Annotated in this window: 19 protein-coding genes; 5 read left to right on the top strand and 14 right to left on the bottom strand. The window is 57.1% G+C overall.

What is annotated here, in order from left to right; genetic code table 11:
- Positions 1 to 2 precede the first annotated feature (2 nt).
- The gene (locus BXP70_RS12975; protein WP_086594525.1) at positions 3 to 671 is read left to right on the top strand and encodes an SDR family NAD(P)-dependent oxidoreductase; all 669 of its coding nucleotides are present in this window, start codon (positions 3 to 5) and stop codon (positions 669 to 671) included.
- 118 nt (positions 672 to 789) lie between these two features.
- Here the strand turns inward: BXP70_RS12975 and BXP70_RS12980 are convergent, their stop codons facing one another.
- From BXP70_RS12980 to BXP70_RS12995, 4 genes are all read right to left on the bottom strand, one after another.
- Complete coding sequence (locus BXP70_RS12980) at positions 790 to 2,361, bottom strand: DHA2 family efflux MFS transporter permease subunit (RefSeq protein WP_086594526.1); 1,572 nt, start codon at positions 2,359 to 2,361, stop codon at positions 790 to 792.
- A gap of 92 nt (positions 2,362 to 2,453) precedes the next feature.
- Positions 2,454 to 3,566 (bottom strand): HlyD family secretion protein, encoded by a 1,113-nt coding sequence (locus BXP70_RS12985; protein WP_086594527.1) that lies wholly within the window; start codon positions 3,564 to 3,566, stop codon positions 2,454 to 2,456.
- Positions 3,567 to 3,683: 117 nt separating this feature from the next.
- Positions 3,684 to 4,124 (bottom strand): universal stress protein, encoded by a 441-nt coding sequence (locus BXP70_RS12990; protein WP_086594528.1) that lies wholly within the window; start codon positions 4,122 to 4,124, stop codon positions 3,684 to 3,686.
- A gap of 96 nt (positions 4,125 to 4,220) precedes the next feature.
- Entirely contained in the window at positions 4,221 to 5,537 is a 1,317-nt protein-coding gene (locus tag BXP70_RS12995) for a TolC family protein (protein WP_086594529.1), read from the bottom strand.
- A gap of 305 nt (positions 5,538 to 5,842) precedes the next feature.
- On the opposite strand from BXP70_RS12995, the gene BXP70_RS13000 reads away from it, so the two are divergent.
- Positions 5,843 to 7,933: a sigma-54-dependent Fis family transcriptional regulator gene (locus BXP70_RS13000; protein WP_179197683.1), complete on the top strand. Its 2,091-nt coding sequence runs from the start codon at positions 5,843 to 5,845 to the stop codon at positions 7,931 to 7,933.
- 199 nt (positions 7,934 to 8,132) lie between these two features.
- Here the strand turns inward: BXP70_RS13000 and BXP70_RS13005 are convergent, their stop codons facing one another.
- A complete protein-coding gene (locus BXP70_RS13005; protein WP_086594531.1) occupies positions 8,133 to 9,116 on the bottom strand; it encodes a Gfo/Idh/MocA family protein in 984 nt (327 codons plus the stop codon).
- Between the two features lie 166 nt (positions 9,117 to 9,282).
- On the opposite strand from BXP70_RS13005, the gene BXP70_RS30805 reads away from it, so the two are divergent.
- From BXP70_RS30805 to BXP70_RS13015, 3 genes are all read left to right on the top strand, one after another.
- On the top strand, positions 9,283 to 9,411 hold the full coding sequence (locus tag BXP70_RS30805; RefSeq protein WP_262490756.1) for a hypothetical protein: 129 nt from the start codon (positions 9,283 to 9,285) through the stop codon (positions 9,409 to 9,411).
- 123 nt (positions 9,412 to 9,534) lie between these two features.
- On the top strand, positions 9,535 to 10,848 hold the full coding sequence (locus tag BXP70_RS13010) for an AAA family ATPase (RefSeq protein ID WP_086594532.1): 1,314 nt from the start codon (positions 9,535 to 9,537) through the stop codon (positions 10,846 to 10,848).
- Between the two features lie 106 nt (positions 10,849 to 10,954).
- Positions 10,955 to 11,986: a 5-methylcytosine restriction system specificity protein McrC gene (locus tag BXP70_RS13015; RefSeq protein ID WP_086594533.1), complete on the top strand. Its 1,032-nt coding sequence runs from the start codon at positions 10,955 to 10,957 to the stop codon at positions 11,984 to 11,986.
- A 132-nt stretch (positions 11,987 to 12,118) separates the two neighbouring features.
- Here BXP70_RS13015 and BXP70_RS13020 read toward each other — a convergent pair whose 3' ends face one another.
- From BXP70_RS13020 to BXP70_RS13060, 9 genes are all read right to left on the bottom strand, one after another.
- On the bottom strand, positions 12,119 to 15,454 hold the full coding sequence (locus tag BXP70_RS13020) for a UTP--glucose-1-phosphate uridylyltransferase (RefSeq protein WP_086594534.1): 3,336 nt from the start codon (positions 15,452 to 15,454) through the stop codon (positions 12,119 to 12,121).
- 134 nt (positions 15,455 to 15,588) lie between these two features.
- Positions 15,589 to 16,539 (bottom strand): UTP--glucose-1-phosphate uridylyltransferase, encoded by a 951-nt coding sequence (locus BXP70_RS13025; protein WP_086594535.1) that lies wholly within the window; start codon positions 16,537 to 16,539, stop codon positions 15,589 to 15,591.
- A gap of 608 nt (positions 16,540 to 17,147) precedes the next feature.
- Entirely contained in the window at positions 17,148 to 18,959 is a 1,812-nt protein-coding gene (locus BXP70_RS13030; protein WP_086594536.1) for a sensor histidine kinase, read from the bottom strand.
- Positions 18,960 to 19,164: 205 nt separating this feature from the next.
- On the bottom strand, positions 19,165 to 20,523 hold the full coding sequence (locus BXP70_RS13035; RefSeq protein WP_086594537.1) for a sigma-54-dependent transcriptional regulator: 1,359 nt from the start codon (positions 20,521 to 20,523) through the stop codon (positions 19,165 to 19,167).
- Positions 20,524 to 20,676: 153 nt separating this feature from the next.
- Entirely contained in the window at positions 20,677 to 21,243 is a 567-nt protein-coding gene (locus BXP70_RS13040) for a transposase (RefSeq protein WP_143436485.1), read from the bottom strand.
- 171 nt (positions 21,244 to 21,414) lie between these two features.
- Positions 21,415 to 22,239, bottom strand: a complete 825-nt coding sequence (locus tag BXP70_RS13045) for an ATP-binding cassette domain-containing protein (protein WP_086594539.1) — start codon at positions 22,237 to 22,239, stop codon at positions 21,415 to 21,417.
- Positions 22,240 to 22,445: 206 nt separating this feature from the next.
- Complete coding sequence (locus BXP70_RS13050; protein ID WP_143436486.1) at positions 22,446 to 23,222, bottom strand: ABC transporter permease; 777 nt, start codon at positions 23,220 to 23,222, stop codon at positions 22,446 to 22,448.
- A 154-nt stretch (positions 23,223 to 23,376) separates the two neighbouring features.
- Positions 23,377 to 25,155, bottom strand: a complete 1,779-nt coding sequence (locus tag BXP70_RS13055; RefSeq protein ID WP_086594541.1) for an OmpA family protein — start codon at positions 25,153 to 25,155, stop codon at positions 23,377 to 23,379.
- Positions 25,156 to 25,411: 256 nt separating this feature from the next.
- The gene (locus BXP70_RS13060) at positions 25,412 to 26,404 is read right to left on the bottom strand and encodes a PspA/IM30 family protein (RefSeq protein ID WP_086594542.1); all 993 of its coding nucleotides are present in this window, start codon (positions 26,402 to 26,404) and stop codon (positions 25,412 to 25,414) included.
- Between the last annotated feature and the right edge of the window lie 21 nt (positions 26,405 to 26,425).

Here is a 26,425-nt window from a genome sequence, read left to right on the forward strand (position 1 = left end):
GCATCGACGTTATCCTGACCTACCGCAGCCAACAAGCCGAAGCCGCCGCCGTGGTGGCCGACATCGAAGGCCTAGGTCGCCGCGCCGCCGCCCTACCCCTGAACGCCGCCGACATCAGCACGTTTGACGCCTTCTTTGCCCAAGTCACCACAACCCTAGCCGGTACCTTCGGCACCGACCGGTTCGACTTCCTCATCAACAACGCCGGCACCAGCCTCACCGCCCCCATTGCCGAGACCACCGAGGCGCAGTTTGATGAGATGCTGAACATTCATTTCAAAGGCGTGTATTTCCTCACCCAAAAGGCGTTGCCCTTGCTACGCGACGGCGGCCGGATTATTAATATTTCCTCCGGTACCACGCGGGTGGCTTTCGCCGGGAGCTCAGCCTACGCCAGTATGAAAGGAGCAGTGGAAGTGTTCACGCGCTACTTGGCCTTGGAGCTAGGCAGCCGCGGCATTGCGGCCAACGTGGTAGCGCCTGGGGCCGTATTCGGGGGCGGCGCCATGACGGATACGCCTGAAATCCGCACCTACGTGGCCGGTATTACGGCTCTAGGCCGCGTGGCCGAGCCCGACGACATCGGCGGCATTGTCGCCTTCCTCTGCACGGATGCCGCCCGGTGGCTCAACGGCCAGCGCCTCGAAGCAACGGGCGGAATGATGCTATAGAGTAGAGTGGGCACTTATTCAGTCCACACCTTTCCCTACAACAGACAACAAAAAAGCCCCTCGCAATTGACGAAGGGCTTTTTTGTTGTCTAATAAATGTACTCAGCTACTCTTGCAATTAGTGAGCAGCGTTCAGGTCTACTTTCTCGCCGGGCTTGGCGCGCTTGATGAGCAACACCAGCGGTAGGCATAGCAGGAAGAAGCCACCAATCATCAAGAATATTTGGGCGTAGGTAATAATCGCCGTTTGCTTCATGAGGGTACCTTCCAAGGCAGCGTATGCTTGTTGCTGGGCTTTCACCAAATCGGAGCCTTGGGCCATGAAGTTGGCAATAAAGCCTTGCAGACGCTGCTGCGTTTCAGTGCTGTAGAGCGAGATATTAGGAAGCAAGGCCACGCGGTTGTGCATGGTAGCGCGCTCCAGGTAAGTACCCACTAGGGCTACCCCAAACGAACCACCTAGCTGACGAATCATACCCGTGAGACCAGCAGCCTGACCAGCATCTTTGCCGCTAATACCCGACAACGACATGGTCGTGATAGGCAAGAACAGCAGGCTCAACCCGAAACCACGGAGCATCAGCGGCCAGAAAAAGTCGCTTTGTCCAGCCAAGGGTGTGATTTGGGTGCTCATCCAGTAGGAGAAGATGAAGAACACGGTGAAACCAACGGGCAGCATGAATTTTTGCGAGACGCCCGACTGAATCATTTTCCCTACCACCGGCATCATAAAGCCTGAGAGCAACGCGCCCGGCAGCAACAGATACCCCGTTTGCTCAGCCGAGAAGCCAAGAATACGCTGGCAGAAAATAGGGAACACAAATACTGAGGCGAACAAACCAAACCCTAGGATAAAGGACAAGAATGCCCCAATAGCTAGGTTGCGGCTCTTGCTCAGCACTCGCAAATCCACGATGGGCTGCTTGGCTGTCAGTTCCCGCCAGATGAAGCCGACCATGCCAACAAAAGTTAGGATGGTGAACCATACGATGTAAGGCTCCTCAAACCAGTCTTCCCGCTCACCTTGCTCCAGCACCAGCTGCAATGAACCCACTCCTAGGATCAATAAGAACACGCCAGCCCAATCGATTTCCAGGAACGGCCTAGGTATGGCGTTTTTGATCCGATCAGGGTCGCGAATAAACAGCGCCGTGAAGATAGAAGCGAGGATGCCAACGGGCACGTTCACGTAGAAGATCCAGGGCCAGTCGTAGTTATCCACAATAAAGCCCCCAAGGGTTGGGCCAATAGTAGGACCAATGATGACACCCATACCGAACAACGCTTGCCCAAGGGCGAGCTGATTAGGCGGAAAGGTGTCAATGAGGATAGCCTGTGAGGTAGCCATTAGGGCCCCACCGCCTACGCCTTGAATGAAGCGGAAGGCTACCAGCTCCCAGATGTCAGTGCTCTGTCCGCAGGCCATAGAAGCCAGGGTGAAGAGAATAACCGAACCTAGGTAGTAGTTCTTACGGCCAAACTGCTCGCCTAGGAAGCCCGTCATCGGAATCACGATAACGTTGGCAATGGCGTACGAGGCCACTACCCAGCTTACTTCCTGCTGCGTAGCCGAAAGGTTACCCATCATCTGGGTGAGGGCTACGTTCACGATGCTGGTATCAATCAGCTCGAGCAAGCAGCACATCACCACCGTGATGACGATAATCCATTTGGTGAATCCAGTTTCCAATGTTTTTCAGCTTAAGGCTTAGTACACAAATGCCTAGTGTAGGTGCTATCATCCATCAACACGCACCCAACACTAAGCACCGTGCATTAAACTTATTTTACTTTCACCGTAGCCGTCACGCTCATACCAGCGCGCAGCGGATGCTCGGGGTCTACTTTGTCCAGCGCAATCTTCACGGGTACGCGCTGGGTTACTTTCACGAAGTTACCGGTCGAGTTGTCGGGGGGCAGCAGAGCGAAGCGGGCACCAGTAGCGGCCGATAGCGACTCGATGTGGCCTTGGAACTCCTCGTTCGGATAAGCATCAACCTCGATGCTCACGGGCTGACCTACTTTCATGTTTTCCAGCTGTGTCTCTTTGAAGTTGGCCACCACCCATGTGCGGTTGCTAGCTACTAGGCCCATCAGTTGCTGACCAGGTGCTACTACTTGGCCGGGCTGCACGTTCTTGCGGCTCACCACTCCGTCGCCAGGGGCCACGATGGTCGTGTAGCTGAGTTGTAGCTTAGCGTTGTTGAGATCGGTCTGGCGCTGCTTTACAATGGCTTGAGCCACTGCTACTTGCTGCTGAGCCGAGGCTACCTGCTGGCTAGCTACGCGCACTTGCTGTTCGGCTGTGGCGCGCTGGGCAGTAGTAGATTCCAAGTTGGCTTGCACCGCATCGTAGTCGCTTTGCGGAATGATATCTTCTTTGCGCAGGAAGGTGCTCCGCTGCAAGTCTTTTTGCAAACGAGCCCGGTTGGCAGCACTCACGCCAATGGTAGCGCGGGCGGCGCTCACTTGCGCCTGTGCCGTCCCGATAGAGGTGCGAGCTGCTACCACGTTTGCCTGTGCTGCCGCGAGGGCTGCTTGGGCCGCATCAACGCGCTGCTGGTAATCGGCTGCGTCGAGCGTTACAAGCACTTCACCTTTTTTCACGACTTGGTTGTCGTCGACTTTCACTTGCAGCACGGGGCCACCCACGCGCGGAATGATGGGGTACACGTCGCCTTCTACTTGGGCGTCGTCCGTGTCTTCGTGCGCTTGTCCGAACTGGTAGCGCTGCCACCCAAAGTAGCCCCCTACCAGCAGAATCAGCGCGAGGATAACAAGAATGATGGGGCGCTTAGAGCGACCTTCTGGTTGCTCATCCACTTCGACTACGGGAGGCTGAGCAGCGTTTTGATTTGGCGCTACGGCCGGATCGTGTTGAACAGAGGTTGCCATATGAAAAGCTTAGAGAAAATATTCAGAGAGAAAATGAGCGAAAACACGTTTCGATAACCAACTACCAGTGCGAAGAGCTGCTAGCCTAGCTTCGTACGCCTATTCTAAAGATGTTAATTATGCTGACTGACGATACGCAGTGTCAGCAGCACAGGGTTTTACGAGTAAAGTGGCACAAGGTGCAGCGCGCACAACGGCTTCGGCGGTGCTGCCCATCAGGAAGCGAGTAAGCCCCGTTTGCCCATGTGCTCCGATAACAACCAAATCGGCGGGATGGCGCTTGGCTTCATCCACAATTTCGGTGGCGGCATCGCCCTGCAACAGGACGGTGCTTACCCGGGCGCCGGCTTCTTCGGCCGTGGCCCGGTACGTAGCCAGCTGCCGAGCTACCTCTAGGTCGCGGGCGGCCGAAGCTGTTAGGGCTTTGGGCTGCGGCTCCAGCACATGCACGAGGCGCAGCTCAGCACCAGTTGCAGCGGCTAAGGCCGTAGCATACCGTATGAGTGGCTCCGAAGCGGCCGAAAAATCAAGCGGACAAAGAACTGTGGTCAATTTCATTGAGTGACTGCGTGATAGAGTGGCTGAGTGACCATTCAGTAGCTTGCTAAGCCGTTAGGACGACTTTACCTAGCTACCCGGTCACTCCACTACTCTCTACCAGATCTGCTCGCCGGTAGCGCGCTTCAACTGGTACTGACCAATAGTGTAGTTGTAGATAGATTGCAGCCGCGACAGCCGCGCCTGGGCGAGTTGAGTTTCAGCATCCAGCACGTCGAGGTTGGTACCCACACCGTAGCGGTAGCGCGACTTCGCCCGGTTCAGGGCGTCGGTGGCTTGGTTCACCTGCACAGTGGAGTTGTCGTAGCGGGCGCTGCTCGACTGCATGTTGTTCACGGCCTGCTGCACATCGGAGCGCACCCGATTTTGCGTGTCCTGAATGCGGGCTTGCGCGGCGCGAATGTTAGCGGCAGCTTCTACGCGCTGGTTTTTGTTGCGGTTACCGTCATAGATTGGCACTGCTAGCTGCAAAGCAACCACTGAGTTGGCGCGGAATCTATCTAGCTGGGGCACGTAGCCGTTTTTGCCACCAGCCTGCGCTTGCGCACCTAGGCTAGGCAAGTTGCTCTTTTCGATCAGGCGCAACTGAGCAGTAGCCGCGGCTTCCGCATCACGGGCGGCTTTCACTTCGGGCCGATTTTCAGCTGCTTGTGTAAACATGGTGTTTACGTCAACCTGCTGCGGGTTGTAGGTGAACGCGCCGCGTACGGGCACTTCAGTATACTCGGGGCGGTGTAGCAAACGAGCTAGCTCGGCCTGCTGGTTGTGCAGCTGGTTTTGCAGATCGATACGCGTGTCTTGTGCCTGCGCAATTCGCACTTGCGTGCTGGTCACGTCAAACTGCGTACTCACGCCGCCTTGCACGCGTTTTTCCATTTCGCGCTGGTGCTGCTGCAAAGAAGCAATCTGCGATTCTTGCACCCGAATACCCTGGCGCAGGAATAAAATGGAGTAATACACCTGCACGGCTTCGTAAGCGAGGTCACGCTGACCGGTTACGACGTTATCAGCAACGGTAGTGGCAGCGGCAGTAGCGGCGCTGACAGTAGCGGCATTTTTGCCGAAGTCCAGCAACATATACTGAGCCGTGATATGCGTATCGTAGTTGTTGTTGGGAGCCAACTGAAACACCTGATCACCAAGTGGCAATTTTACCACCGGGTCGACGCGCGTATAAGTAGCTGTGCCAGTTACGTAAGGCAGGTATCCCGTGCGGCTCTGCGCAACGCGACCCTGGGCCGCATTTACTTGCTCTTGCAAGCTCAGAATGCCGGGGTTGGCTTCCAACACGGCACGAATGGTAGCATCTAACGTAAGAGAATCGGCCGGAACGGCCGTTTGAGCATGCGCTGCACCCGCCGTCAGGAAACTGAGAGCGAGTAGTGGTGCAGCAAATTGAGGTCGGAAATGCATACGAGTGTACGACTTGTTGGTGCCGACCTATAACCTAACCTTATGCCAGCCCCTGGTTTATAATTTATTTTGCTTTCAACTTCTTGATTATCAATACTAAAAAAGATTAAAAAAGTTTTAATGTTAAATAAATCGGCTGCTTTCATACTCATTTATTTCCTGTTATTTAAGGATATCCTCAATATTATTCCTTAAATAACAGGAAATTAGACCTACCACGTAGTATCTTTACTAGATAAAAGAGCACTCTTTTGCTCGGCGCTTGTTTCGTTTTTATGTCAGATACTTCTTCCGCTCCTACTGTTATGCCTAATCAAGATGAGTCGCTATTGCTTTATCTAAATGAGGCTATTGCCACTACCCGGGATAAGAATTCGTTGTTTAAGATCGTAACTGAGAAACTGCGGCTGATCTTTCCCTTCGAAACGATTGTTATTGTCACGCTCGACCCAGAAGGCCGCCACAAGCGGTTGTTCTTCCGTGATTATTTAGCTATCAACAACCTAGCTCCTAAGCTTCACAACCCTAACAAGCTTAGTCCGGTAGCTGGCACCGCCACCGAGTATTTTCTTCGCAACCCGGAGGTACACACTGTTGCCATCCAAGATGTGTTAGAGCACTACCCGGACTCTCCTTTCTGCTTGATGGTTGAGCAAGGCATCCACTACATTACCATTGCCCCTATGCGCACGGGCGGCACCCTAGCCGGTTTGTTGTGCCTAGCTTCGCGCAAACACCCTAGCTTCGGAGAAGCTGATGTAACGCTGCTTGAAAAGATCAGTAGCCTAGTCGCCGTTGCGGTTAGCAATACCATTGCGTTTGAGGAAATGGCTCGCCGCGAGCGAGAGAAGACTATTCAGCTCGCGGTCAATAATGCGCTGCTGACCATCAAGGAGCGTGAACAACTTTTTCAACGAGTAGCTAGTGAGATAAACCGGGTAGTGCCCTACGACTACTTTGGCGTGCGCATTCAGCGCCAGGGTGGGGTCCGGGAGGCGTTTGTGGAGCTGCGCAAACAGGCGGAGGGCATCTTCGAGCCACTCGACCCAAACCGCTGGAACGCCGTGCCCGATTATGCCCAGATGGAAGCGGAAGCGTTTGAACTGTTCGTAAAACCTGCCTTGTACGCGGGGGCAGATTTTGCTAACCTAGCTCAACACTACCGCTTGCTTGAGCAAATTCGGCGTCATCATGGCACTTGCTCAATCCTGACGGCGCCCCTGTGGGTTCGCGACGATCAGGCTGCCGTCCTCATTTTGTCGAGTCAGCAGGAAAGCAACTTTAGCGACGAAGACCTGGAACTGATTCTGGGCCTGGTGCCGCAAATCACGTTGGCGCTCAAAAACCTGTTTGCCTTCGAGCAGATCGAGAGCTTGCGGGCGCAACTAGAACGGGAGCGCACCTACCTGATTGATGAAATCAACACCACGGCTAACTTCGGCGAGTTTATCGGTAGCAGCCCCGCGCTACAGCCAGCCTTAACGCGCATTCAGCAAGTAGCCTCCACCGACACCACCGTGCTGGTAACGGGCGAAACGGGCACCGGCAAGGAGCTGGCGGCCCGCGCCTTGCACAACCTTTCCCCGCGGAAAGATCGTGCTTTGATCAAGCTTAACTGCGCGGCCTTGCCGGCACAGCTTATTGAAAGTGAGTTATTTGGCCATGAGAAAGGCGCTTTCACAGGAGCGGTAGACCGGCGGATCGGCAAGTTTGAGCTAGCCGACGGCGGCACTATTTTCCTGGACGAGATTGGGGAGCTGCCGCTCGACTTGCAGGCCAAGTTGCTGCGCGTGTTGCAGGAAAAGGAATTTGAGCGCATCGGTGGCCGACGCGTAATCAAGACCAATGTTCGCGTCATTGCGGCTACCAACCGCGTGCTCGAAGACGAGGTAGCCGCTGGTCATTTCCGCGCCGACCTCTACTACCGGCTCAATGTATTCCCCATCAAGCTCCCTGCCCTACGCGAGCGGCCCGAGGACATTGAGCCGCTTATCCGTTACTTCCTTGAGCGCCTCACCAAGAAGATGGCTAAGCCCGTGCGCGGCCTGCGGGAACGGGACCTGCGCGCTATGCAGCAGTACAGCTGGCCTGGCAATATCCGCGAGCTAGAGCACGTGCTAGAGCAAGCCGTTATCATTTCAACCGGGCCATTTCTAGAATTCTCGGGCTTCTCTGCCGCCGCCGCGCAGGCCTCCCCGCCTATTCCGTTGCCCGATCATGCGCCCATCAAAACGCTACGCGACCAGGAGCGCGACCATATTTTGGCGGCGCTCAAGCGCACAGGCGGGCGGGTAAGTGGCCCTAATGGCGCGGCCGTATTACTCGACATCAATGCCAAGACGCTGGAGGCCCGCATGAAAAAGCTAGGTATCCGGCGAACGGTAGGTGTAGAATAGCGCTCCGGCAGCTTATTTACAATTGCCACGCCCTACGAAGTCCTTGCGCAAGCGAATCTTTTTCAAAATAAACCCCTCACGCTAGTTACTAACAGACTCCACAGGAGCAGTATACCATTCCTCATATACTCTTTGAAAGCTAGCTTGTAGAAAGCACTATTTAGTGAACAAGTGCCAACCACATGAGGCTAGGTTTTCATTAGCTCTCCCCGGGGTACCGCAGGCCGATCTTCTCCCGGATTTGATCGAGCAGTTGCATCAGCTCCAGACTAAAACCGAGGGGCAACAGCGGGCTTTCTAGCAGACCTTGTTCCAAGCATTCCTGCACGTGCTCGGCCTCGTAGTAGTAGCCGTAGCCCTTCTTTTCGCAGTTGACGACCCTAGGTTCTTCCCCCTCGCGATAAATCGTCAGACCATCCGACGCGTGAAAACGGCCGTTGAAGTGCAGGCTAGCTTCGGAGCCGTAAATGCGGCAGGCCGTGTCGGTTTGGGCGGCTACGGTGGAGAACAAGCTAGCGGTTGCGCCATTTGCGTAGGCCAAGGACATGGCGCAATTAGTATCGACACCCGTCGGGGCGAACGTAGCTACGGCTTGCACTTCCGTCGGATTACCTAGCATGAGCTTGCTGATAAACAGCGGATACACGCCAATATCGAGCAAGCTGCCGCCTGCCAGCGCCGGGTTGTAAAGGCGGCCCTCTGGGTCGTAAGACGCCTTGAAGCCAAAGTCAGCCACGATGTGCTTTATCTCCCCTAGCTCACCGGCTTGCACAATCTTCAGCGCCTCCTTCACGGCTGGGAAGAAGCGCGTCCAGAAGGCTTCCATGAGAAACACTTTCTGCTCGCGGGCCGCGGTAATCATTTCGGCAGCTTGCTGGGCATTGAGGGCAAAGGCTTTTTCGCACAGCACGGGCACCCCGGCGCGCAGGCACAGCAGCGTATGAGCGTGGTGCTCGGAGTGGGGCGTGGCAATGTACACGGCATCTAGGTCGGGCAGCTTCAGCAACTCTTCGTAGCTGCCGCAGGCGTGCGCAGCGCCGAATTTGGCGGCAAACTCCTGGGCTTTGGCTTCGCTTCGGGAGGCGACGCCGTAGAGCCGGGCATTGGGCAGCAGCGCTAGGCTGTCGGCAAATTTGTGGGCGATTTTGCCGAGTCCGATGATGCCCCAGTTGAAGGTGCGCATAGCAGTAGCACGTGTGATGAAGCGGCAAGAAAAGCAAAAGTTAGGGTTGACCTAGCATGTATTTAGCCTATGAGCTAGTCGGGATGGGCGCTACGCCGTACAAGCTGATCAATACCGTTGTCCGGTTGGGCAATGGGTTTCTTCCACTCACCTTTCGCCCACTACCATGGCTCAGACCAGCACCCCCACCACGCCGCAACACACAGATCCGGCTACTAAGAACAAAGAAAAAGACAACGAAACGACCGTGAAGGATAAGCCCGACGGCAAGAAGAAAACTACGCAGCAGAAGTAGACTGCCCGGCGCGTAGGCGCTGGCTAGGTTGGCATCCGCTGACTTAGCCAGCGCCTTTCTTTTTGACCTGCTATCGGGCATTTTCTGGCGGCTACCTGTGTTTTAGCCGTACTTTTACCTGTAATGCTTGCTCCTTCCGACCTCACCCGCGACCATGTGCTGCGTGCCATCCGCCACATCGAGCGCGAAGGCATTCAGCTGCGCCCGAGCACGGTGTACGACTTAGTGTACAAAGGCCGGCGCTACCCGCCGCGGCCGGTGGTGCAGCTCGCTTACCGCCTAGCTACCGACCAGCCTGAGGCCACTTGGCCCCTGCCCGCTGGCGCCCCAACCAACGGCCTGCTCGAACAGCTCGATTTTACGGTGGCCGCCAAACGCCCTACGCTCGCCAACTCGCCCCTCGATGGTGATGTGGCCGCGCAGGAAGCAATGCGCGACTTGTACACGGGTCCGGCCCCGGAATCTGCTGCTAACTCTGCCAAGCAGGCCACATCCTTTACCACGGATACCACGGAGGTAGAGGAGCCGGCGCCTAGCTATGGCACTCCGCCGTCAGCAGCGCCATACGACCGGGCTACCGCTTTAGCAGAGTTATTTATCAGCGAAGAAAAGCTAGATAGTGCCTTAGCTGCGCTGCAACGTCGGCGCAATTTAATCTTGCAAGGTCCGCCCGGCACGGGAAAGACGTTTTTAGCGCGCCGGCTGGCGTGGCTGGAGCTAGGTGCTACCGACTCGTACCGTGTTGAACTGGTGCAGTTTCACCCCAGCTATAGCTACGAAGACTTCGTACAAGGCTTCCGGCCCGATGGCAAAGGCACATTCCGCCTCACGCCCGGCGTGCTGCTCGACTTCTGCCGTAAAGCCACTGCTGACCCCGAGCGGCCGTACTTTTTACTCATCGATGAAATCAACCGTGGCAACCTGAGCCGAATCTTTGGCGAGTTGCTGCTGCTCCTAGAAGCCGACAAGCGCGGCCCAGCGCATGCTGTGCGCCTGCCGTACGCAGCAGCCACCGAACCTAGGTTTTTCGTGCCCGAGAACGTGTTTGTCATTGGCACCATGAACACTGCCGACCGGTCCCTGGCACCGCTAGATTATGCCCTGCGCCGACGCTTCGCCTTCGTGGGCTTAGAGCCAGAGTTTGGGGTGCGTTTGCAGGAAGCCTTAACCGCAACGGGCGTACCCGCTATGGTTATTCAACGCCTCCTGACGCGCCTAACGGAGCTGAACTGCGCCATTGCCGACGACCCAGAGCTAGGTCCCGATTTTCAGATTGGCCACAGCTATTTCTGCCAACCACCCGCCGACCCCAATGCCGCCGAGGCGTGGCTTACCTTGATTTTAGAACAAGAAATTGCGCCGCTGTTGGATGATTATTGGCTCGATCAACCGACCAAAGCCGCGGCGCACAAGAAGCGGCTGTTAGCTGGTGCCTAATGTAGCGCAGACTTGGTAGTCCGCGCTGGGGAGACTCACACTGCCTGATCTTCCAGCATTGCCCGTTCCGCGTAGACTACAAAGCCTTCGCTATAGTGTGTCGCTCATGATTCCGATTCAAAACCTGTACTACCTACTCTGCTACGCCTGGAACCGCCTGCCGGAGCGCGACGAACTGGTCACAACCTCGCCTACCGAGTTTCACCGGCCTTTGGAGCTGCTAGCGCAGGTGCTGCTCACGGGCACGCGCCGACTCTTGCGGCAAGGGCTTCAGAATGCGTACACCGAGCGCGAAGAGGAAGTACAGGCGTTGCGCGGCCGGCTGCTGCTCACCCCTACCCTACACCGCGACTTGCTGCGCCAAGGGCGCGCCGTGTGCGCCTACGATGAGCTAGGTTCGGATTCGGCGTTCAACCGTCTGCTCCTTGGCACTGTGGAGCAGCTGATGCGCAGCCACTTACTACCGCGCACGCAACGCCACGAGCTGCGCCTGTTGCGCAACCGTTTTCCGACTAGCTTGGTGCCGGCGCCGTTTACACGCCACACGCTCCGTCACGTACGCCGCCAGCGCCTGAGTGGTCCTGAGAGCTTTCTGCTCAACATCTGTGAGCTACTGTACTACAGCGCCTTACCTGAGCCCAACGCCGATGGCCGCACCCGCTTCCGCGACTTCCGCCGCGACGAGCGCCTGATGGCGCAGCTGTTCGAAGCTTTCGTGCGCAATTTCTACCGCCACGAGCAGCGGCAGTTTCGGGTGCTATCCGAAACCATTGCCTGGCAAGCCGACGCCGAGCAGCCCACCGACATGCATCTGCTCCCCAGCATGATTACGGACACGACGCTGGAATCCGCTTCACGCAAGATCATTCTGGACACGAAATATTACGCCACCGCCCTGCGGCAGCGTTACGACCGCCAGCGTCTCATCGCCCCGCACCTCTACCAGCTCTACGCGTATCTCCAGAACCAGCCGCTAGAAGCTGATCAGCACCTCGAAGGTATCTTACTTTACCCCGCCGCCACGCAGGAGGTTGATCTACGCTACACCCTAGGTGGTCACCCGGTCCGCATCGTCACGTTGGATTTGAACCAGCCATGGCCGGGCATTGCGCGTGATTTGTTAGCGCTTATTAGGTAGCAAAGCAAAAAGAAGACCGTCATGCTGAGCTTGCCGAAGCATCTCTACTGCGTTAGTAATCAGATTACTTTGGCGGTAGAGATGCTTCGACAAGCTCAGCATGACGGTCTAGAATTTAGTAGATAATTCCGGCTAGCTAAACACGCCGAGCGAAACGATGTGATCCTTGCTGCCGTCCGTTACCCAGGAGTCGAGCTGGGCGGGGTCCTTCATCTGCTGGCCGCGCTGGCGCGGTACCACGATGTAGCCGCACTTCACATCCGGCAGGGCCGACATGTCGCTCCACAGCTTTTCAATTTGGGCGACGGGATAGATGTCTTCCTGACCGTGGCCCCAACGATACTTCACATCTTTGATCGTGACGTACGTCGGGATGCGATGCGCTACGCTGCGCACGGCTTTGGCCAGTCGGGCATCGTCGCCGGTTTGCAAATCCTCACGGGTGAGGCCGAAGAGGGCCAGCAGCGGATCGATCTGAATCCAGGTCGTCATCGAGTTATAATAACTCAAGGCTAGCTCGTCGTCTTCGCGGGGCTGGGCGAGGCCTTCCAGCAAGCGCACCCGGTCGTTTACACGGGCAAGCCCGCCGCCGCGGTCCTCAATGCGGCGCGCTATCACCTCGAAGGTCAAAACGTTGCCAGAAGCGAGGTGGTACCCTAGGGCAGCGGCGTGCACATCGGCCCCTAGGGTGTCGATGTTGTGCAGCATAATAGTTTCCACCTGCGGCTGCTCGCGGAGCAAGCGGGCGAGGGTGCCGTTGCGTAGCAGGTTCGATACCTCGTACCAGTGACCTAGAGGCGAGAAGCGCTGCGCGGCAATGTTGTCTACGTAGTCAGAGCCTTCGCCTTTGCCTTTGGCCCAGGCAATCATGCTCTGGCGGCCGGCTTCGCGCACTTTTTGCTTGTTCTCGTCGAGCGTTTCCTGGGGCATTTCTTCCCACAGGAAGCGCAAATCGCGCTCCATCGGCACGTAGCGCTGCCCAATCGAGCGGCCTTCCGACAGCAGCACCGGGCCGGTGTAGCCGTAGTTTTGGTTCGAGGCTAGCTTGTTGCGAATGGGCTCGTGCGTGAGGTAGCTCGTAGCCACAATGTGCGGAATCACCGCGTTGTATCGCTCGGCTACTTTGCGCGTTTTGGCTAGGTGAATTTCCAGGAAACTGCGGTGGCGGCCGTCGATTTCTACGAAAGGGTTCAGGGCTTTAATAACACCCGCACCCTTGGTCCAGCGGCTACCCACGCCGGCAGCGAGGCTCATCACGGCCACTTTGCCGGTTCGGATGGCGTGTTCGCCGCGCGGCGTTACGTCGGGCAGCTCGTCGAACTGCACCACGTCGCCGGGCTTCACGTCTTCAATGGTCGTTTCGGCCGACAAGCGGTTGCGCGACAAGCCGATGCGCCCTTTTTGCAACTCCTCCCGCAGGTCTTCGTGCTGCACGTAGTCGAAGCCATTTTCCTTTTTGATACGGTCGGCTTTCTCGTTTTCGGCGCCGCGGTTGCCCTGGGTGCTCGGGTCCGACACTTTGAACAAGTTGCTGACGATGGTGCGCAGCAACGGATAAGCTAGGTTATTCTGCTCGCAGTGCGTGGTGAAGAAGTCGATTTCGGCACGGCGCACGTAGGAAATCGTGGCCGGGTCTTTCTTCACCAAGTCCGACACATGAATGGCATAGTACTGCTCCGGCATCAGCGCGTCGGTGCTGGTGCGCAGGGTGCTCCAGGTGCCTTTCGGGTTGATGTTCCAGTTGTACACCACGGGCTCCACCGCAAACGGCAGCGAATCAGACAATTCCTTCTTCGTTTCGCGCAGCAGCTCCAGCACCCGCACTTTGTAGTCTTCGTAGTGCGCCGGGTTCACGAACATGCCCATACCGCCCCCCGACATACCGCCGAGCATCAGGAAGCCGTAATAATCGTCGCCGAAGCGCTGCTTGGCCCGGCGGATCAGTTCCTCGGTAAAGAAGGTCGACGCCCACGGAATGATCGTCTTGATCGGGCCTTCGAAGTTGCGGGCCGTGTTGGCACCTAGCTTTTGAATGTCGCCTTCGCGAATGGAACCTAGGATGTTGTCGAAAATCTCGTTGGTCTGCTGGCGGGCGAGGGTTTCGCGGCTGCCACGGAGCAGGTATTTCTCCGTTACCATTTCCAGGATGGGGCCCACGTTGGACGCCATGCCGCCGTGCATGAGCACCAGCGAGTTCATGATGCGCTCCTCCATTTCGGGGTGCACTTCCTCGCCCTGCAACACGCGGTGGCGCGGCAACAGCGTACCGCGGCTGATGTCAAACTCCGGGTCGCCGGGCTGCGCGAAGGTGCCCTGAATGGCCTTAATGCCCGGCCACACACCACCCGAATCTTGCCAGCCGCCGCCCGAGCCCCCGATCCACTCCCCTAGGATGGCGCGCGAGGCTACCAAGCGACGCTCGGGTTCGTCGAGGCCGCCTTCCAGGTTCTTGGTTTGCCCCGAGGCGCGCATCAGCAAGCTGATAATGGAGCCGAGCAGGTTGGTCGAAACGGCAAAGCGCGAGCCTTTCGGAATATCGTTTACCTTGGTTACCAACTCGATACCCATACCCGGCGCCACCATGCGGGCCAGGATTTCGGGCAACGATTGGTTTGTGCCTTCAAACGACGGCGGAATCAGGCCCGAGGCGATGATGCCGGCTTTTACGAGGCTCAGGTAGTCGTTGCCGAAGTTGAACAGGTCGGCTAGGTCGGTGATGTCCTTGCTAGTATTCAGGTCGATGCTCGTCACGCGCAGCACCGGCTCGGGAATGACGCGCACGTAGGCATTCAGCGGCGGCCGAATGTCTTTGTCGCGGCCGAACACCCCTAGGTCAATCGAGAGGTTGATGACGCGGGCGCCCTCCGGGTAATCCATGCCCAGGAAGAAAATATCCGACCAGCCGCTGTGCGTGAGGTCCATGCGCACGGAGGTTTGCTCGTGCAGGATAGGGTAAAACAGCGACCCATCAGGCCGCTCCAACAGCCGCGGATGGATGCGAATGGGGTGCTCGGCTTGGTGACCTACCCGGAACATCCACTGGTTGCCCTTGCTCGACCGCACGCTCTTACGCACTTGGTCGGCGAGGATCTGGAACGACAGGTGGTGGTAGCTATCGGCCAGGGCACTAAACAGCGTGGCGCTCGGTCCTTTCACATCCAGCTCGTGCAGGAAGGTGCTGATAGCGTGTTCGAAACGACGCGCCAGCAAATCCTCGAAGCCGGCATACGAGATGCGGCCCACGGCTGGCACATCCTTCGATTCTTGCAGGAAAAATCGGAAGCCCGCGTACAGGAATAGAATGGCGCGAACCTTATCGTACAAGCTAGGCGTGGTCTTGCGGAACTCGTCTAGCTCCCGCAGATTCGCCAGCAATTCCTTTGCCGCCAGCGGCTTACTGATATCGTAAAACGACCGGTCCCGCTTGGCGGGGTCAGTCGAAACGATGGTTTCTATAAAGATATTCATGAGTAAACGGGGTGTAGAGACGCAATATTTTGCGTCTCGTCGTTGAACGACCGGCGCCGGGCTATGCAGCGAAAAAACATCAGCAACGAGGAGACGCAAAATATTGCGTCTCTACATCATGCTATCAGATCAGCCTACTTCGACTTGCGGTTATTGGCCTCGGCCAACAATTCCACCATCGTGGTCAGCGTCTCGTCGTGGGCTTCACCGGCTAGGCCGAGGGCTACTTGGGCGCGCAGCAAACCTTGCCGACGGCTCAGGTCGTAGCGGTTGCCTTTCACTTCCAGGGCTAGGTATTTCTCGGTAGCGGCTAGCTCCTGCAAAGCGGGCGTGAGCAGAATGTTGGTGCCGCCCTGCTCGATGTGCTTTTGCAGAATCTCGAACACGGTGGGCGTTAGCACGTGCATGCCAAAGAAGCAGAGGTAATAACCAGCCCGCAGGCCCGGCGTCTGCAACTCCAGCTCGGCAGTGCTCAATGACGGCTTTTCAATGATCTTATCAATCTGGTAGATGCCTACTTCGCCCGCTAGGTGCTTGCCAGTGAGCGTACCGTAGCGCCCGATCTGATGCTCAATAGTTGGGTTGACAGCCGATACGGCGCACTCGGCTTGGGAAGCTAGCTCCAGCAATTGCGCGGCGCAGCGCTTGCCCGCCACATCCGACACGTAGAGGTAGTCACCGAGCAGCAGCAGGAAAGGCTCGTTGCCCACAAACTCGCGGGCGCAGTAGATGGCATGGCCATACCCTAGCGGCTCCGATTGCTCCGCGAACTGAATGCGGCTGAGCAGGTTATCAATTTTCTCGGCCTCGTCTTTGGCCCAGTCGCTGCCTTTGTACGACTTCACCAAATTGTCGCGCAAGGAGCCGAAAGCGCTCAAATACCGCTCGCCGTCGCCGGGGGCGCAGATGATGCAGATTTCCTCAATACCGCTGGCCAGTGCTTCTTCAGCAATAATCTGGATGACGGGCTTGTGCAACCCATCCACGTCAATCACGGGCAGCATGGCCTTCTGAATGGTATCGGCTACCGGGTACAACCGCTCGCCGCGAGCCGCCGCGGTAATGACTGCTTTTTTAACTTTCATGCTGCGTATTACTAACTAAGCTGTTAAGCAGGCAAACATCATCTGAGTCCGCCGCTACTATTTTGTCGTTGATGAGCTGTACAACTCAGGCGGACGGCTAGCTTTCCTAACGCTAGCCACTACCCGAGCTTATGACAAAGAAACGGCAAAAACTTAGCTCTTCTAGGCTTCTATAGGAATATGACTTTACCTTAATAGCGAAGCGTGCCCACGTGACCAGGAAAGCCGATGTTGATCAGCCAAATCTTACGCAGAGCTAGGACACGAACGCTAGGCCGGATTTGCAATCCGGCTTTCAGAGCAGCGGATTTGTAATCCGCCGGAACCGTGCTGTTGTGTTTTGGTCTGGTCGCATTAGTACCGTGTGCTCGCTTTGCGAGCAGGGGATTACAAATCCCCAACTCCTGAAGGCCGGATTGCAAATCCGGCCTAGCGGAACGATAGGCTAGTGCTCGGTTGGATTTGCAATCTGGATGAGCAGGCGAAAAACGTCATTTCGACCAGCGGGAGAAATCTCGCGTGCCATCGGTAGTTCTGCCAATTGAAGTTACCATTGCACGCGAGATTTCTCCCGCTGGTCGAAATGACGGCCTATATTGACTAAGTTCTTACTCGACGTAACTCTGATCAACTACTTCTACGGGGCTTTCTTGCACGGCCAAGGGCAGAGTGAACAGAAACAAGCTTCCCCGCTCGGGGGCACTTTCTACCCACAGTTGGCCACCTTGCGCCGTGATGAACTCACGTGATAAGCTCAGACCTAGGCCCGAGCCACCCCGCTGGCCGCCGGGGTTTGGTACTTGTGCGAAGCGTTGGAAGATGCGTTTGTGGTATTGGCTCGAAATGCCCGGTCCGTGGTCTTGCACGCTCAAGCGCACCATGTCGCCCCACTGCACTGCTTTGATAACCAGCGCTTCGCGGTGCGGCGAATAGCGAATGGCGTTGGATAGCAGGTTGATCAGCACCCACGTTGTTTTCTCTAGGTCGGCGTGCACGGTGGGTAGGCTAGGCGAAACCTGAATTTCCAGATCTAGCTCTTTGTCTTCGAGTTGGGGGCGTACCGTTTCGGTGGCGTAGCGTACTACGTCGGCTAGGGCCACGGTTTGCACGTTGAGCTTGATACCAGCGCCCGCGTCGAGGCGGGCTACGTCGAGGAGTTGGCTGACCATGCCGAGGAGGCGCTGGGTTTCGTCGCGGATGCCGCTGGCAATGCGCTGGCGCTCGGCCACGTCGGTGCGCTCGTCTTGCAACAACATCAGACTCAGGTTGATGCTCGCCAGTGGGGTTTTCAGCTCGTGCGATACGGTGGCCAGGAAGTTAGACTTCACTTGGTCGAGCTTCTTGAACTCCGAGATGTTGCGTAGCGAGAGAATATGGCCCACAAACTCGGTCTTTTCCACCGCCTCGTTGAAGGAAACGATAGGGTGCACAGTGAGGCGGTAGTACGCTTCCTCGCCGTTATAGAACAAGGTAAACACCGGCGACAACTTCGCCGGGTCGGCCTGCGGAGGCAAGTCCAAAGGCGCTAGCACACGACCTAGCAGCTCATTCTCTTTCGCTACTTCTTCCGCCAAGTGCCCCACCAGCTGCTCCGCTGATTGACCTAGCAGTTCACAAGCAACCTTATTCGCCAGCCGGATATTGCGATTCTGGTCTACTAGCAGCAGACCTTCATCTAGGCTCTGCACGATGCTTTCCATGCGGTTGCGCTCCGTTATCAGCTCGGCGCGGGTGGCGCGGCGGTCGTCCTGGGCCTGCACCAGCACGCGGTTTACGGCCTCCGCCATGCTGCCTACTTCATCGTGCTGACTGACGGCCACGCGCGTGGCGGGACCGGGGCCAGCCACATCCTCCACCTGCGCCGTGAGGCGGCGCAACGGCCGCACCAAGATGCGCGGCAGCCGCACGACCAACGTTGTCCCGAGCAAGGCACTCAGCCCCAGGAACACCAGCACCGAGCGCCGCGCCTGCGCCGCCGAGATAGTGGCCCGCTGCGTTTCAGCGTTAAAAGACTTGGTGTTTAGGCTAACTACCCGGTGCGTTTTTGCGCGGAGTTGGTGCAGCATCGCCAAGCGTTGGGCAAGCGGCGCCCGATCATCGAGCAGACGTTGGTAGTCGGCTAGGGTTTGGGTGAGCGAGTCGACCAGTTCTAGCTCGCCGGGCTCGGTGATGTTGGTGGCCTCGCGGGTCAGGGCTCGCCGGAATTGCTCCAAGGGTGCCGTTATGGTAGGCTGCGTCTCCATTTGCTCCAGCGCCAGCAGCATCTGTTGCCCGTATTCGACGGAGAAGAAGTTGCGCTGCTGCATGGCGCGCGCACCACCTTCTAGCCGCTGAATGGTGAAAAACGCGTAGCCACCTAGCCCCAGCAACAACCCTAGCATGGTGAGAATGCTCAGCCGGATTTTGGTTTTTAAAGACATGATGGACAATTCATCTTAGTCGGTTGTAGAGGCGCAATATTTTGCGTCTCCTCGTTGCTGACGTTGTTTGTGTTCCGTCGTTCCAGACCGGTCGTTCAACGAGGAGACGCAAAATATTGCGTCTCTACATCGTTCAGTATTAGCAACGAGGCGGTAGAGATGCTTCGCGGGGCTCAGCATGACGTTCTGTGGAGTAAACTACTACCTAGCTCTCAATGCTGTACTCTTGCAACTTTCGGTAGAGCGTGGTTAGACCGATACCTAGCTTTTTGGCGACTTCCGGCTTGTTGCCTTGCAGATCGAGCATGATGCGGCTGATGTGGCGGGCTTCCACGGCGCGCAGGCTGTCGTCGTCGCCATCGAGGCGGACGGGGCGGGCACGGGCGTGAAACTCGTCGGGGAGCAGGTCGGCAGTGAGGAGTTCGTTGGGGAGGGCGAGGATGGCGGCGCGTTCGAGCACGTTCTTCAGTTCGCGCACATTGCCGGGCCACTCATATTGCTGGAGTAGGCGCAGGCATTCGGGCTCGAAGCCGGGCAGACGCTTACCTAGTTTGGCCGCGAAGTATTGCAGGAAGAAGTTCGCCAGCAGCGGCACGTCGGAGGGCCTGGCTTTGAGCGGCGGCACGTCGATGGTGAACACCGAGAGGCGGTAGTACAGATCGGGGCGGAACCGGCCCTCGGCGGCTTCCTGCTTGAGGTTGCGGTTGGTGGCCGCCACGAGGCGCACGTTCACGGAGCTAGGTTTAGTGTCGCCGAGCTTGGTGAACTGTTGCAACTCTAGCACCCGCAGAAACTTCGCCTGCACGTTCAGCTCCAGCTCGCCGATTTCATCTAGGAACAGCGTGCCGCCGTTGGCTTCTTCCAGCAAGCCTTTCTTGTCGGTGAGGGCGCCGGTGAAAGCACCTTTCTTGTAGCCGAACAGCTCCGACTCCAGCAGATCCTTCGGGAAGGCGCTACAGTTTACGGCTACAAACGACTTCAGGCGCCGCTCGCTGGCTTGGTGGATGGCTTGCGCAAACAGCTCCTTGCCCGAGCCAGTGGGGCCTTCCAGCAGCACCGTCGAGTCGGTGGGGGCTACTTGCTCGCCTAGGTTCTGGGCCTTGCGCAGCGCCGCCGATTCGCCGATCATGGAGGAAAAGCTGTGGCGCTGGCCGACTTTCTTTTCCAGCTCGGTCACGCGGCGGCGCAACCTAGCTTTTTCGGCGGCCCGCTCCACCACCACCACGAGCTGCTGCTCGAAGTCACCTTTGGTCAGGTAGTCGAAGGCGCCTTGCTTCATGGCCCGCACGCCGTCGGGGATGGTGCCAAAGGCGGTCAGCAGCACAACTTCCGCGTCGGGCGCTTTGGCCTTGAACTTGGGCAGCAGATCGACGCCGTTGGCATCGGGCAGCTTCACGTCGGAGATGACGACCAGCACCTCCTCGGCGTGCTGTTGGAGCAATTCGAGGCCGCGGTAGGCGTCGGGCGCTTGTACGACCGTGTAGCCTTCCAGCTCTAGCACCCTAGCGAGCAGCTGGCGCAAGCGGGCTTCGTCGTCGATGAGGAGAAGTGTGCCGGTAGGCATATAACAAAGGAAAATAGTTGAAGCGAAGGTAACAGTCCGTTGCTGTGTAGAGACGCGACACTTCGCGTCTTGTCGTTGCTGATGTTGTTTACCTAGGTTGTTCTTGCTAGGTCGTTCAACGAGGAAACGCGAAGTGTCGCGTCTCTACACCGCTCAACGAAATAGACCTTCGCCGTTGTCGTGCTCTTTTTGCCAACGAGTAGGATTTGTTAGAATATACGCGCTGATGCGCTCTAATTCATGCTGATTGCGCACAACTCGGTCGTGAAAGCGCGCTTGCCATTCAAACTCAAGATTGTTGTGGCGCGCATAGGTAGTAACAGCCGATTTGAATCCGCGCAAGACGGACGCGAGGTTTTGGGATTGAGGTCCAAAGCGGCTGCCGTCATTCTGTGTAGGTGTACTATCCTCTGATGCTTCTTTGTCGAACAGCAGTATGCCGTGCAAATGGTCGGGCATTAACACGAAAGCATCTAGCTGAACAAACGGCGCATGTTGAGGTATGAAGTCCCAGCACTCTAGTGCTTTTCTGCCCAACATGCTAGGTTGTAAGAAAGCTGAGTCCCAATGTCCATCCGGAACTTTTATCGTTCCAAAATAAGGCTGGCGACTTTTTGTACAGATAGTTACAAAGTAGGCTCCACTTTGCCCATAGTCATAGCCGGGTAACCGCGTTGAAGCTACGCGGTACTTTTCCTGATAATGTGCATCTTCCATCATGTATACCCACTGTAGAGACGCGACACTTCGCGTCTCGCCGTTGAACGATAATCGTTAAATTTATTAGTAGGTGATAAATCAAATAGCTATCCAGAAGTAAACCCTCGCCTCAGTCGTTCAACGCCGAGACGCGAAGTGTCGCGTCTCTACATCGTTCAATCATATCATCATCTAACTCTGCCGAATCTCTTCCTTAATCTCTTCCACAAACTGCGCGAACTCTGGCTCGGCTTCCACGTTTGGGTGCCAGGCTAGGCCCATCTCGGCGAGGTTGTATTGGTGCTGCTGGTTGATGGTGGCGCCGGGCAGCAGGTTGCCGGCGGCGTCGCGTTCGTAGCCTAGCAGCCAGAGGCGGTCGGCGAGGGCGGTGGTGGTCACGATGTCGTGGGAGACGATGATAACAGTGTTGAGCTCGTCCATGGTGGTCACTTCCACAATGATCTTTTTCACCTCGTCGATCATGGCGATGTCGAGGCCGGAAAAGGGCTCGTCGAGCAGGATAAGGTGGTCGGAGCAGAGGAGCTGCTGGGCAATGGCGGCCCGTTGACGCTGGCCGCCGGAGAGGTGCGCCGGGTACTTTTTGCGGTGCGGCGTGAGGCAGAAGCGCTCTAGGTAGCTTTCCACCTGCTGGCGGGCTTCCTCGGGGTTGTACTTGCGCTCGGCGGCCACTAGCAGGTTATCGACCAGCGTGCGGTGGTTGAACAGCGGGTAGCGCTGCTGCACGAAGCCCACCGCGCCCGGCTTCACGGGTTCTTGCTCCACGCCTACTTGCACGGTGCCTTTGCTCGGGGCCACGAGGCCAGCCATAATGCGGCACAGCACCGACTTACCAATGCCTGAGCGGCCGTAGAAGCCGACCACCTGCCCTTGCTTCATGTTCGGCCGCACCACGTCGAGCACCTGGGCGCTGATGTCGCGCAGCACCAATTCGCCGCCGAAGGACATGGAGATGTTGTCGAGCGTGAGGACGGGTTCTTTGTAGAAATAGGGAGTCATGGGAGGTGAGATGGTGAAATGGTGAGGTGGTGAGTGTCGTGCAACGATTGCACCTCACCCCTAGCCCCCTCTCCGAAATGGAGAGGGGAACTAGCTTTTAGCTTTTTAGAGCTAGCCTTTTTCAGATTAGAAACCTATTTCTAGAGCTAGTTCCCCCTCTCCATTTCGGAGAGGGGGCTAGGGGGTGAGGCGCCCTCGCGTTAGCGCTACTTGGCCGCGCCCAGCCATGAGTAAGGGAAGAACACGCGGCGCAAGAGCACGAACACATAGTCTTGCAAGGCACCCGTAGCCAGAATCACCAGCTGAATGGCTACTACCCCATCGAGGTGCAGGTAGCGGTTTTGCTTGTAGAGCAGCAGGCCGATGCCACCTTCCGACTGGTACAGCGTTTCGACCAGCGTAATCATGGTCCAAATGATGGCGAAGTTTTGGCGCACGACTTCCAGCATTTCGTCGAGCTTGCCGAGCACCACCACTTCGTAGAAGGCGCGCCACTCGCTCATCCCTAGGGTGCGGGCGTGGTCCATTTCCTCTTGCGTGGTGGTCAGAATGACGCTGGTCATGCCCGTGACGAGGTACACCGTGGCGCCGAAGATGAGCACCGAAAGCTTCACTTCGTGGCCGGAGCTGACCATCAGGGCCATGAAGAACGTGAGGCCGGTGAGCGTCAGGTAGCGCATCTTGGTGGCCGCGTAGGCGATGGGCCGGAAGAAAGGCAGTGCCGTGAGGTAGGAAATCAGCAGGGCCAGCACCGTGGCAATAGCAATGGATTGCAGGGCCGTCGTCATGCTCGCCCACAGCTCCTGGATAAGACCTTGATCAGCAATCAGGCTGCCTAGGGAGCGGAACACTTCCCCTAGGTTCGGGAAGAGTTGCAGCGGATAGAACAGCCAGAGCAACAGCAGCACGAATGCCTGCGCGGCCACCATCGATAGGAATATCACTCGCCGCGGATTGGCATTAGGGGAAAACAGCTCTTTCATGAGGAGTAATTATTATCAAACTAGAACGTCATGCTGAGCTTGTCGAAGCATCTCTACCGCTTCGCCTTCACGTTAGGGTTTACCACTGCGGTAGAGATGCTTCGACTCCGCTCCGCTACGCTCAGCATGACACGCTAGCGGGTTGTTTACATCATTAGTTGCCTAGCACCACCTCCACGCGGCGGTTTTGGGCGCGGCCTTCGGGGGAGGCGTTGCTGGCGACGGGCTCGGTGGCACCGTGGGCGTACACTTGCACGCGGCCGTCGGGGAAGGCACTAGAGCTTCTTTGTTCCAGCCAATGCTCCACGGCCAGGGCGCGGTCTTCGGAGAGCTGCTGGTTGCGCTGCGGGTCACCGACGTTATCGGTGTGGCCGTGCACGGCTACTTTCAGGCGGCCAGCCACTACCAGGTCGTCGAAGAGTTGGTTGAGTTGGCGCTGCGTTTCGGGCGTGAAGGTGCTCTTGCCGGTTTCGAACTCAATGTTCCAGGCTCGCTTGCTCACGCTCTGGCGGATTTCGTCATCGGCGGCAAACTTCTGGGTTTCGGCCGGGGCAATGGCTTTGCCTTTGTATTGCTCTTGGAGCTTGCGCAGCAGATCTAGGTCGAGCATTTCATCGAGCGGCACATAGCTAGGTAGCTCTTTTGGGTACAACCGCTTCTGCACGTCGCCGAAAGTTTTGTAGACGGAAGCGTAGATGTTGGTGCCACCGTTGTCGAGGCCGAACAAGGTCAGGTTGTCGGCGAAGTTGAAGGCTTTGCTACCCCCTAGCTCCACCACTTCGCCGTTGCGGTCGGTTTCGCTCACGCCTTTGTAGTACTTGAGCCAGTAGGCGCCGGGCTTGTCTTGGTCGGCGTACACGGCGGCGGAAATGTCGGCGGCGCGTTGCAGGGCTTCGGGGTGCGATTTTACCTGGTCGCCGGCGACGGCCATGGCAGTCATGATGCCGCTAACTTCTTTCTGATGAGCGTCATACCAGCGCTTGGTTGTCACCATGATGTTAGGCATCTGGTTCGAATAGTCTTTCGTCGACACGATGTTCACGAGGCCGCCTTTCTGCTTGGCAATGTTCACGTCGCCGGGCGTCCAGGTAGCCACGCCGTCAGCCACCACATCGATGCGTACGCCGGTGTTCTTGCCGTTCACCACTTTCGTGCGCGACTCCGGTTTGCCGACGATGTACTTTTCAGCGGCGACGAGGAAGTCGCTGGCAGCCATGAAGTTCACGGCTTCGGGGTCGTAGGTCGTTTCGTCGGGGTTTACTTTTAGGCCGTTGTCGGCGCACCATTTCAGGGCAATGTTCTGGTCGCCGTCGCGCAGGTAGCAGGCAATGGTTTTACCGAGGGCCGATTTGGGGTTGTCGAGCCATTCTTTCGAGCCCATCAGCTTGTCTTCACCAAACGATTTACCGCAGCTATAAGGCAGGATTTGCAAGCTGGTACCCGCCTTTTGCAACTGCATTTGCACGGCCGAGAAAGCCGGCAAACCGTCGCCCATGATACTGACAATCAGGCCCGGCGTTTCGGGGTTGTTCTGCAAGTCGATGGCGTTTTTCACGAGGTCGGCTTGCATTTTCGATACGTCGTCTTGCCGCACAATCTGCATGTTGAGGCCGTTGGCAGCCATGCTCGACCCTTGCGTGGTGCGCGGGCCACCGTTGGCGAGCATACCGGCCATCTGTGAGTTCCAGGCCATCACTTCCCACACCACTTGCGAGCCTTTCTCAGCCGGTGTAGCGCTCGGCAGCGGGGCCAGCGGCACGGCGATGTTGGCGCGAGAGCCACCCGTAGCCGTGGGTAGTTCGATGGAGTTAAGAAGCACCGATTGGGCTTCAGCTTTTTTGAATACGGCACCGCTGGAAACCAGCTTGTTGATGCCAAAGTACAGGAGCACCGCAAGCAGGGCACCTAAGACAATTTTACCGCGAGTAGTCATTTTTGTAAAGACAAAAGGAGGTTGGTGCGCCAGTTTCGGCGCAGAATTTCAAGGATGATTTTGAGGAAGTAGAGGCTAGCTGAACTAGCTACCTAAGTCGTCCGTCATGCTGAGCTTGTCGAAGCATCTCTACCGCTTCGTTGAGCTAGCATCAGGATTACCATTGCGGTAGAGATGCTTCGACAAGCTCAGCATGACGTTCTAGGAAGTATTAGCCTATCCGATTAGGCTAGCCAGACCTAGGCTGAGGAGCGCGCTAATCAAGGAGGCTAGAATAGGCATCGTCGGTGGCTTTGCGGGTTTGGGCGGCATTAAGGGTGTTGACCGGCTTTTCCTCCATGATGGCGTTGAAGTCGCCTTTCTGGTATTTCTCCAGCAGGCGCTGGCCTTTCTCGCTCATTACGCCATTCTGGATGTCCATTTCCTTCACAAATTCCTGGCTGTAGCGCATGGCCTGCTTGATCTGACCGAGTTGCTGGGCCATGTCTTGGGCGACGTGGTCGGTGGCTAGGTCAAAGAAGTACTTCTTGTCGGGGTCGCCACGGAGGATGTTCATGGCAGCGCGCATGCCGGAGCTGGTGCGTTTCACCAGTTCGTACTCATCTTTCAAAAGGTTGACTTTGAACTTACTACCGTCGATCTGGCGCAGGGCAGCTTTCAAGATTTGGCGCATCACCAGCGTCACGTTGGCCGTGGTGGTGAGCATGGGTTGCAGGCGCTGATTGTACTCTTGCAGCTGGGCGGCGCGGGAGGCGTAGCTTTCGGCGGCGTCCTTCTCGCCTTGGCGGCCCGCGGAGCTAGCCAGCGAGAGGTACTCCTTCATCTGCTCGGTGTTGGCGTTCATCTTGCGCTTCACCAGCTCGTGGGCCCCTTCGATATGGCCGACTTCGGCGTTCATCTTGTGGGCTTCCTGCTCGGTGTTGCGGATGTAGTCTTCCATAACACCGATAGGGTCCGTATTGACGAAGATGCCCGCGGCGGTGCGGAAGATGCGCTGCCCAGCGTACCACAGCCCGGCCTTGATGCGCTTATTGGTAGCCAATAAAAACAGCACAAACAGCGCCCCTACCCCGATACCTAGCTTCACGGTATCAAACACGATGTCAACCAGATACGGCACGATCTGGCCCCAGAAGTACACGCCCGCGGCGGCCGCACCTGCCAGAAAGACCCAGCCAGCGGCTTTTTCCGGCTTCTGCCACTTGGGCAAGCCAGCATCTTGAGAAGGAGGAGAGAGTAACGTGTTCATTTTGGAAGTGTTAAGTTTTGA

This window comes from Hymenobacter crusticola, assembly GCF_002154225.1.
GTDB classification, from domain to species: Bacteria; Bacteroidota; Bacteroidia; order Cytophagales; family Hymenobacteraceae; genus Hymenobacter; species Hymenobacter crusticola.

Excerpts from the sequence above, each read along its gene's own strand:
- BXP70_RS12985 (WP_086594527.1), bottom strand. The coding sequence starts at position 3,566 with ATGGCAACCTCTGTTCAACACGATCCGGCCGTAGCGCCAAATCAAAAC.
- BXP70_RS13015 (WP_086594533.1), top strand. The coding sequence starts at position 10,955 with ATGATTCCGATTCAAAACCTGTACTACCTACTCTGCTACGCCTGGAAC.
- BXP70_RS13045 (WP_086594539.1), bottom strand. The coding sequence starts at position 22,239 with ATGACTCCCTATTTCTACAAAGAACCCGTCCTCACGCTCGACAACATC.
- BXP70_RS13035 (WP_086594537.1), bottom strand. The coding sequence starts at position 20,523 with ATGCCTACCGGCACACTTCTCCTCATCGACGACGAAGCCCGCTTGCGC.
- BXP70_RS12995 (WP_086594529.1), bottom strand. The coding sequence starts at position 5,537 with ATGCATTTCCGACCTCAATTTGCTGCACCACTACTCGCTCTCAGTTTC.
- BXP70_RS13055 (WP_086594541.1), bottom strand. The coding sequence starts at position 25,155 with ATGACTACTCGCGGTAAAATTGTCTTAGGTGCCCTGCTTGCGGTGCTC.
- BXP70_RS13050 (WP_143436486.1), bottom strand. The coding sequence starts at position 23,222 with ATGAAAGAGCTGTTTTCCCCTAATGCCAATCCGCGGCGAGTGATATTC.
- BXP70_RS13025 (WP_086594535.1), bottom strand. The coding sequence starts at position 16,539 with ATGAAAGTTAAAAAAGCAGTCATTACCGCGGCGGCTCGCGGCGAGCGG.
- BXP70_RS30805 (WP_262490756.1), top strand. The coding sequence starts at position 9,283 with ATGGCTCAGACCAGCACCCCCACCACGCCGCAACACACAGATCCGGCT.
- BXP70_RS13010 (WP_086594532.1), top strand. The coding sequence starts at position 9,535 with ATGCTTGCTCCTTCCGACCTCACCCGCGACCATGTGCTGCGTGCCATC.
- BXP70_RS13005 (WP_086594531.1), bottom strand. The coding sequence starts at position 9,116 with ATGCGCACCTTCAACTGGGGCATCATCGGACTCGGCAAAATCGCCCAC.
- BXP70_RS13030 (WP_086594536.1), bottom strand. The coding sequence starts at position 18,959 with ATGTCTTTAAAAACCAAAATCCGGCTGAGCATTCTCACCATGCTAGGG.
- BXP70_RS13040 (WP_143436485.1), bottom strand. The coding sequence starts at position 21,243 with ATGATGGAAGATGCACATTATCAGGAAAAGTACCGCGTAGCTTCAACG.
- BXP70_RS12990 (WP_086594528.1), bottom strand. The coding sequence starts at position 4,124 with ATGAAATTGACCACAGTTCTTTGTCCGCTTGATTTTTCGGCCGCTTCG.
- BXP70_RS13000 (WP_179197683.1), top strand. The coding sequence starts at position 5,843 with ATGCCTAATCAAGATGAGTCGCTATTGCTTTATCTAAATGAGGCTATT.
- BXP70_RS13020 (WP_086594534.1), bottom strand. The coding sequence starts at position 15,454 with ATGAATATCTTTATAGAAACCATCGTTTCGACTGACCCCGCCAAGCGG.
- BXP70_RS13060 (WP_086594542.1), bottom strand. The coding sequence starts at position 26,404 with ATGAACACGTTACTCTCTCCTCCTTCTCAAGATGCTGGCTTGCCCAAG.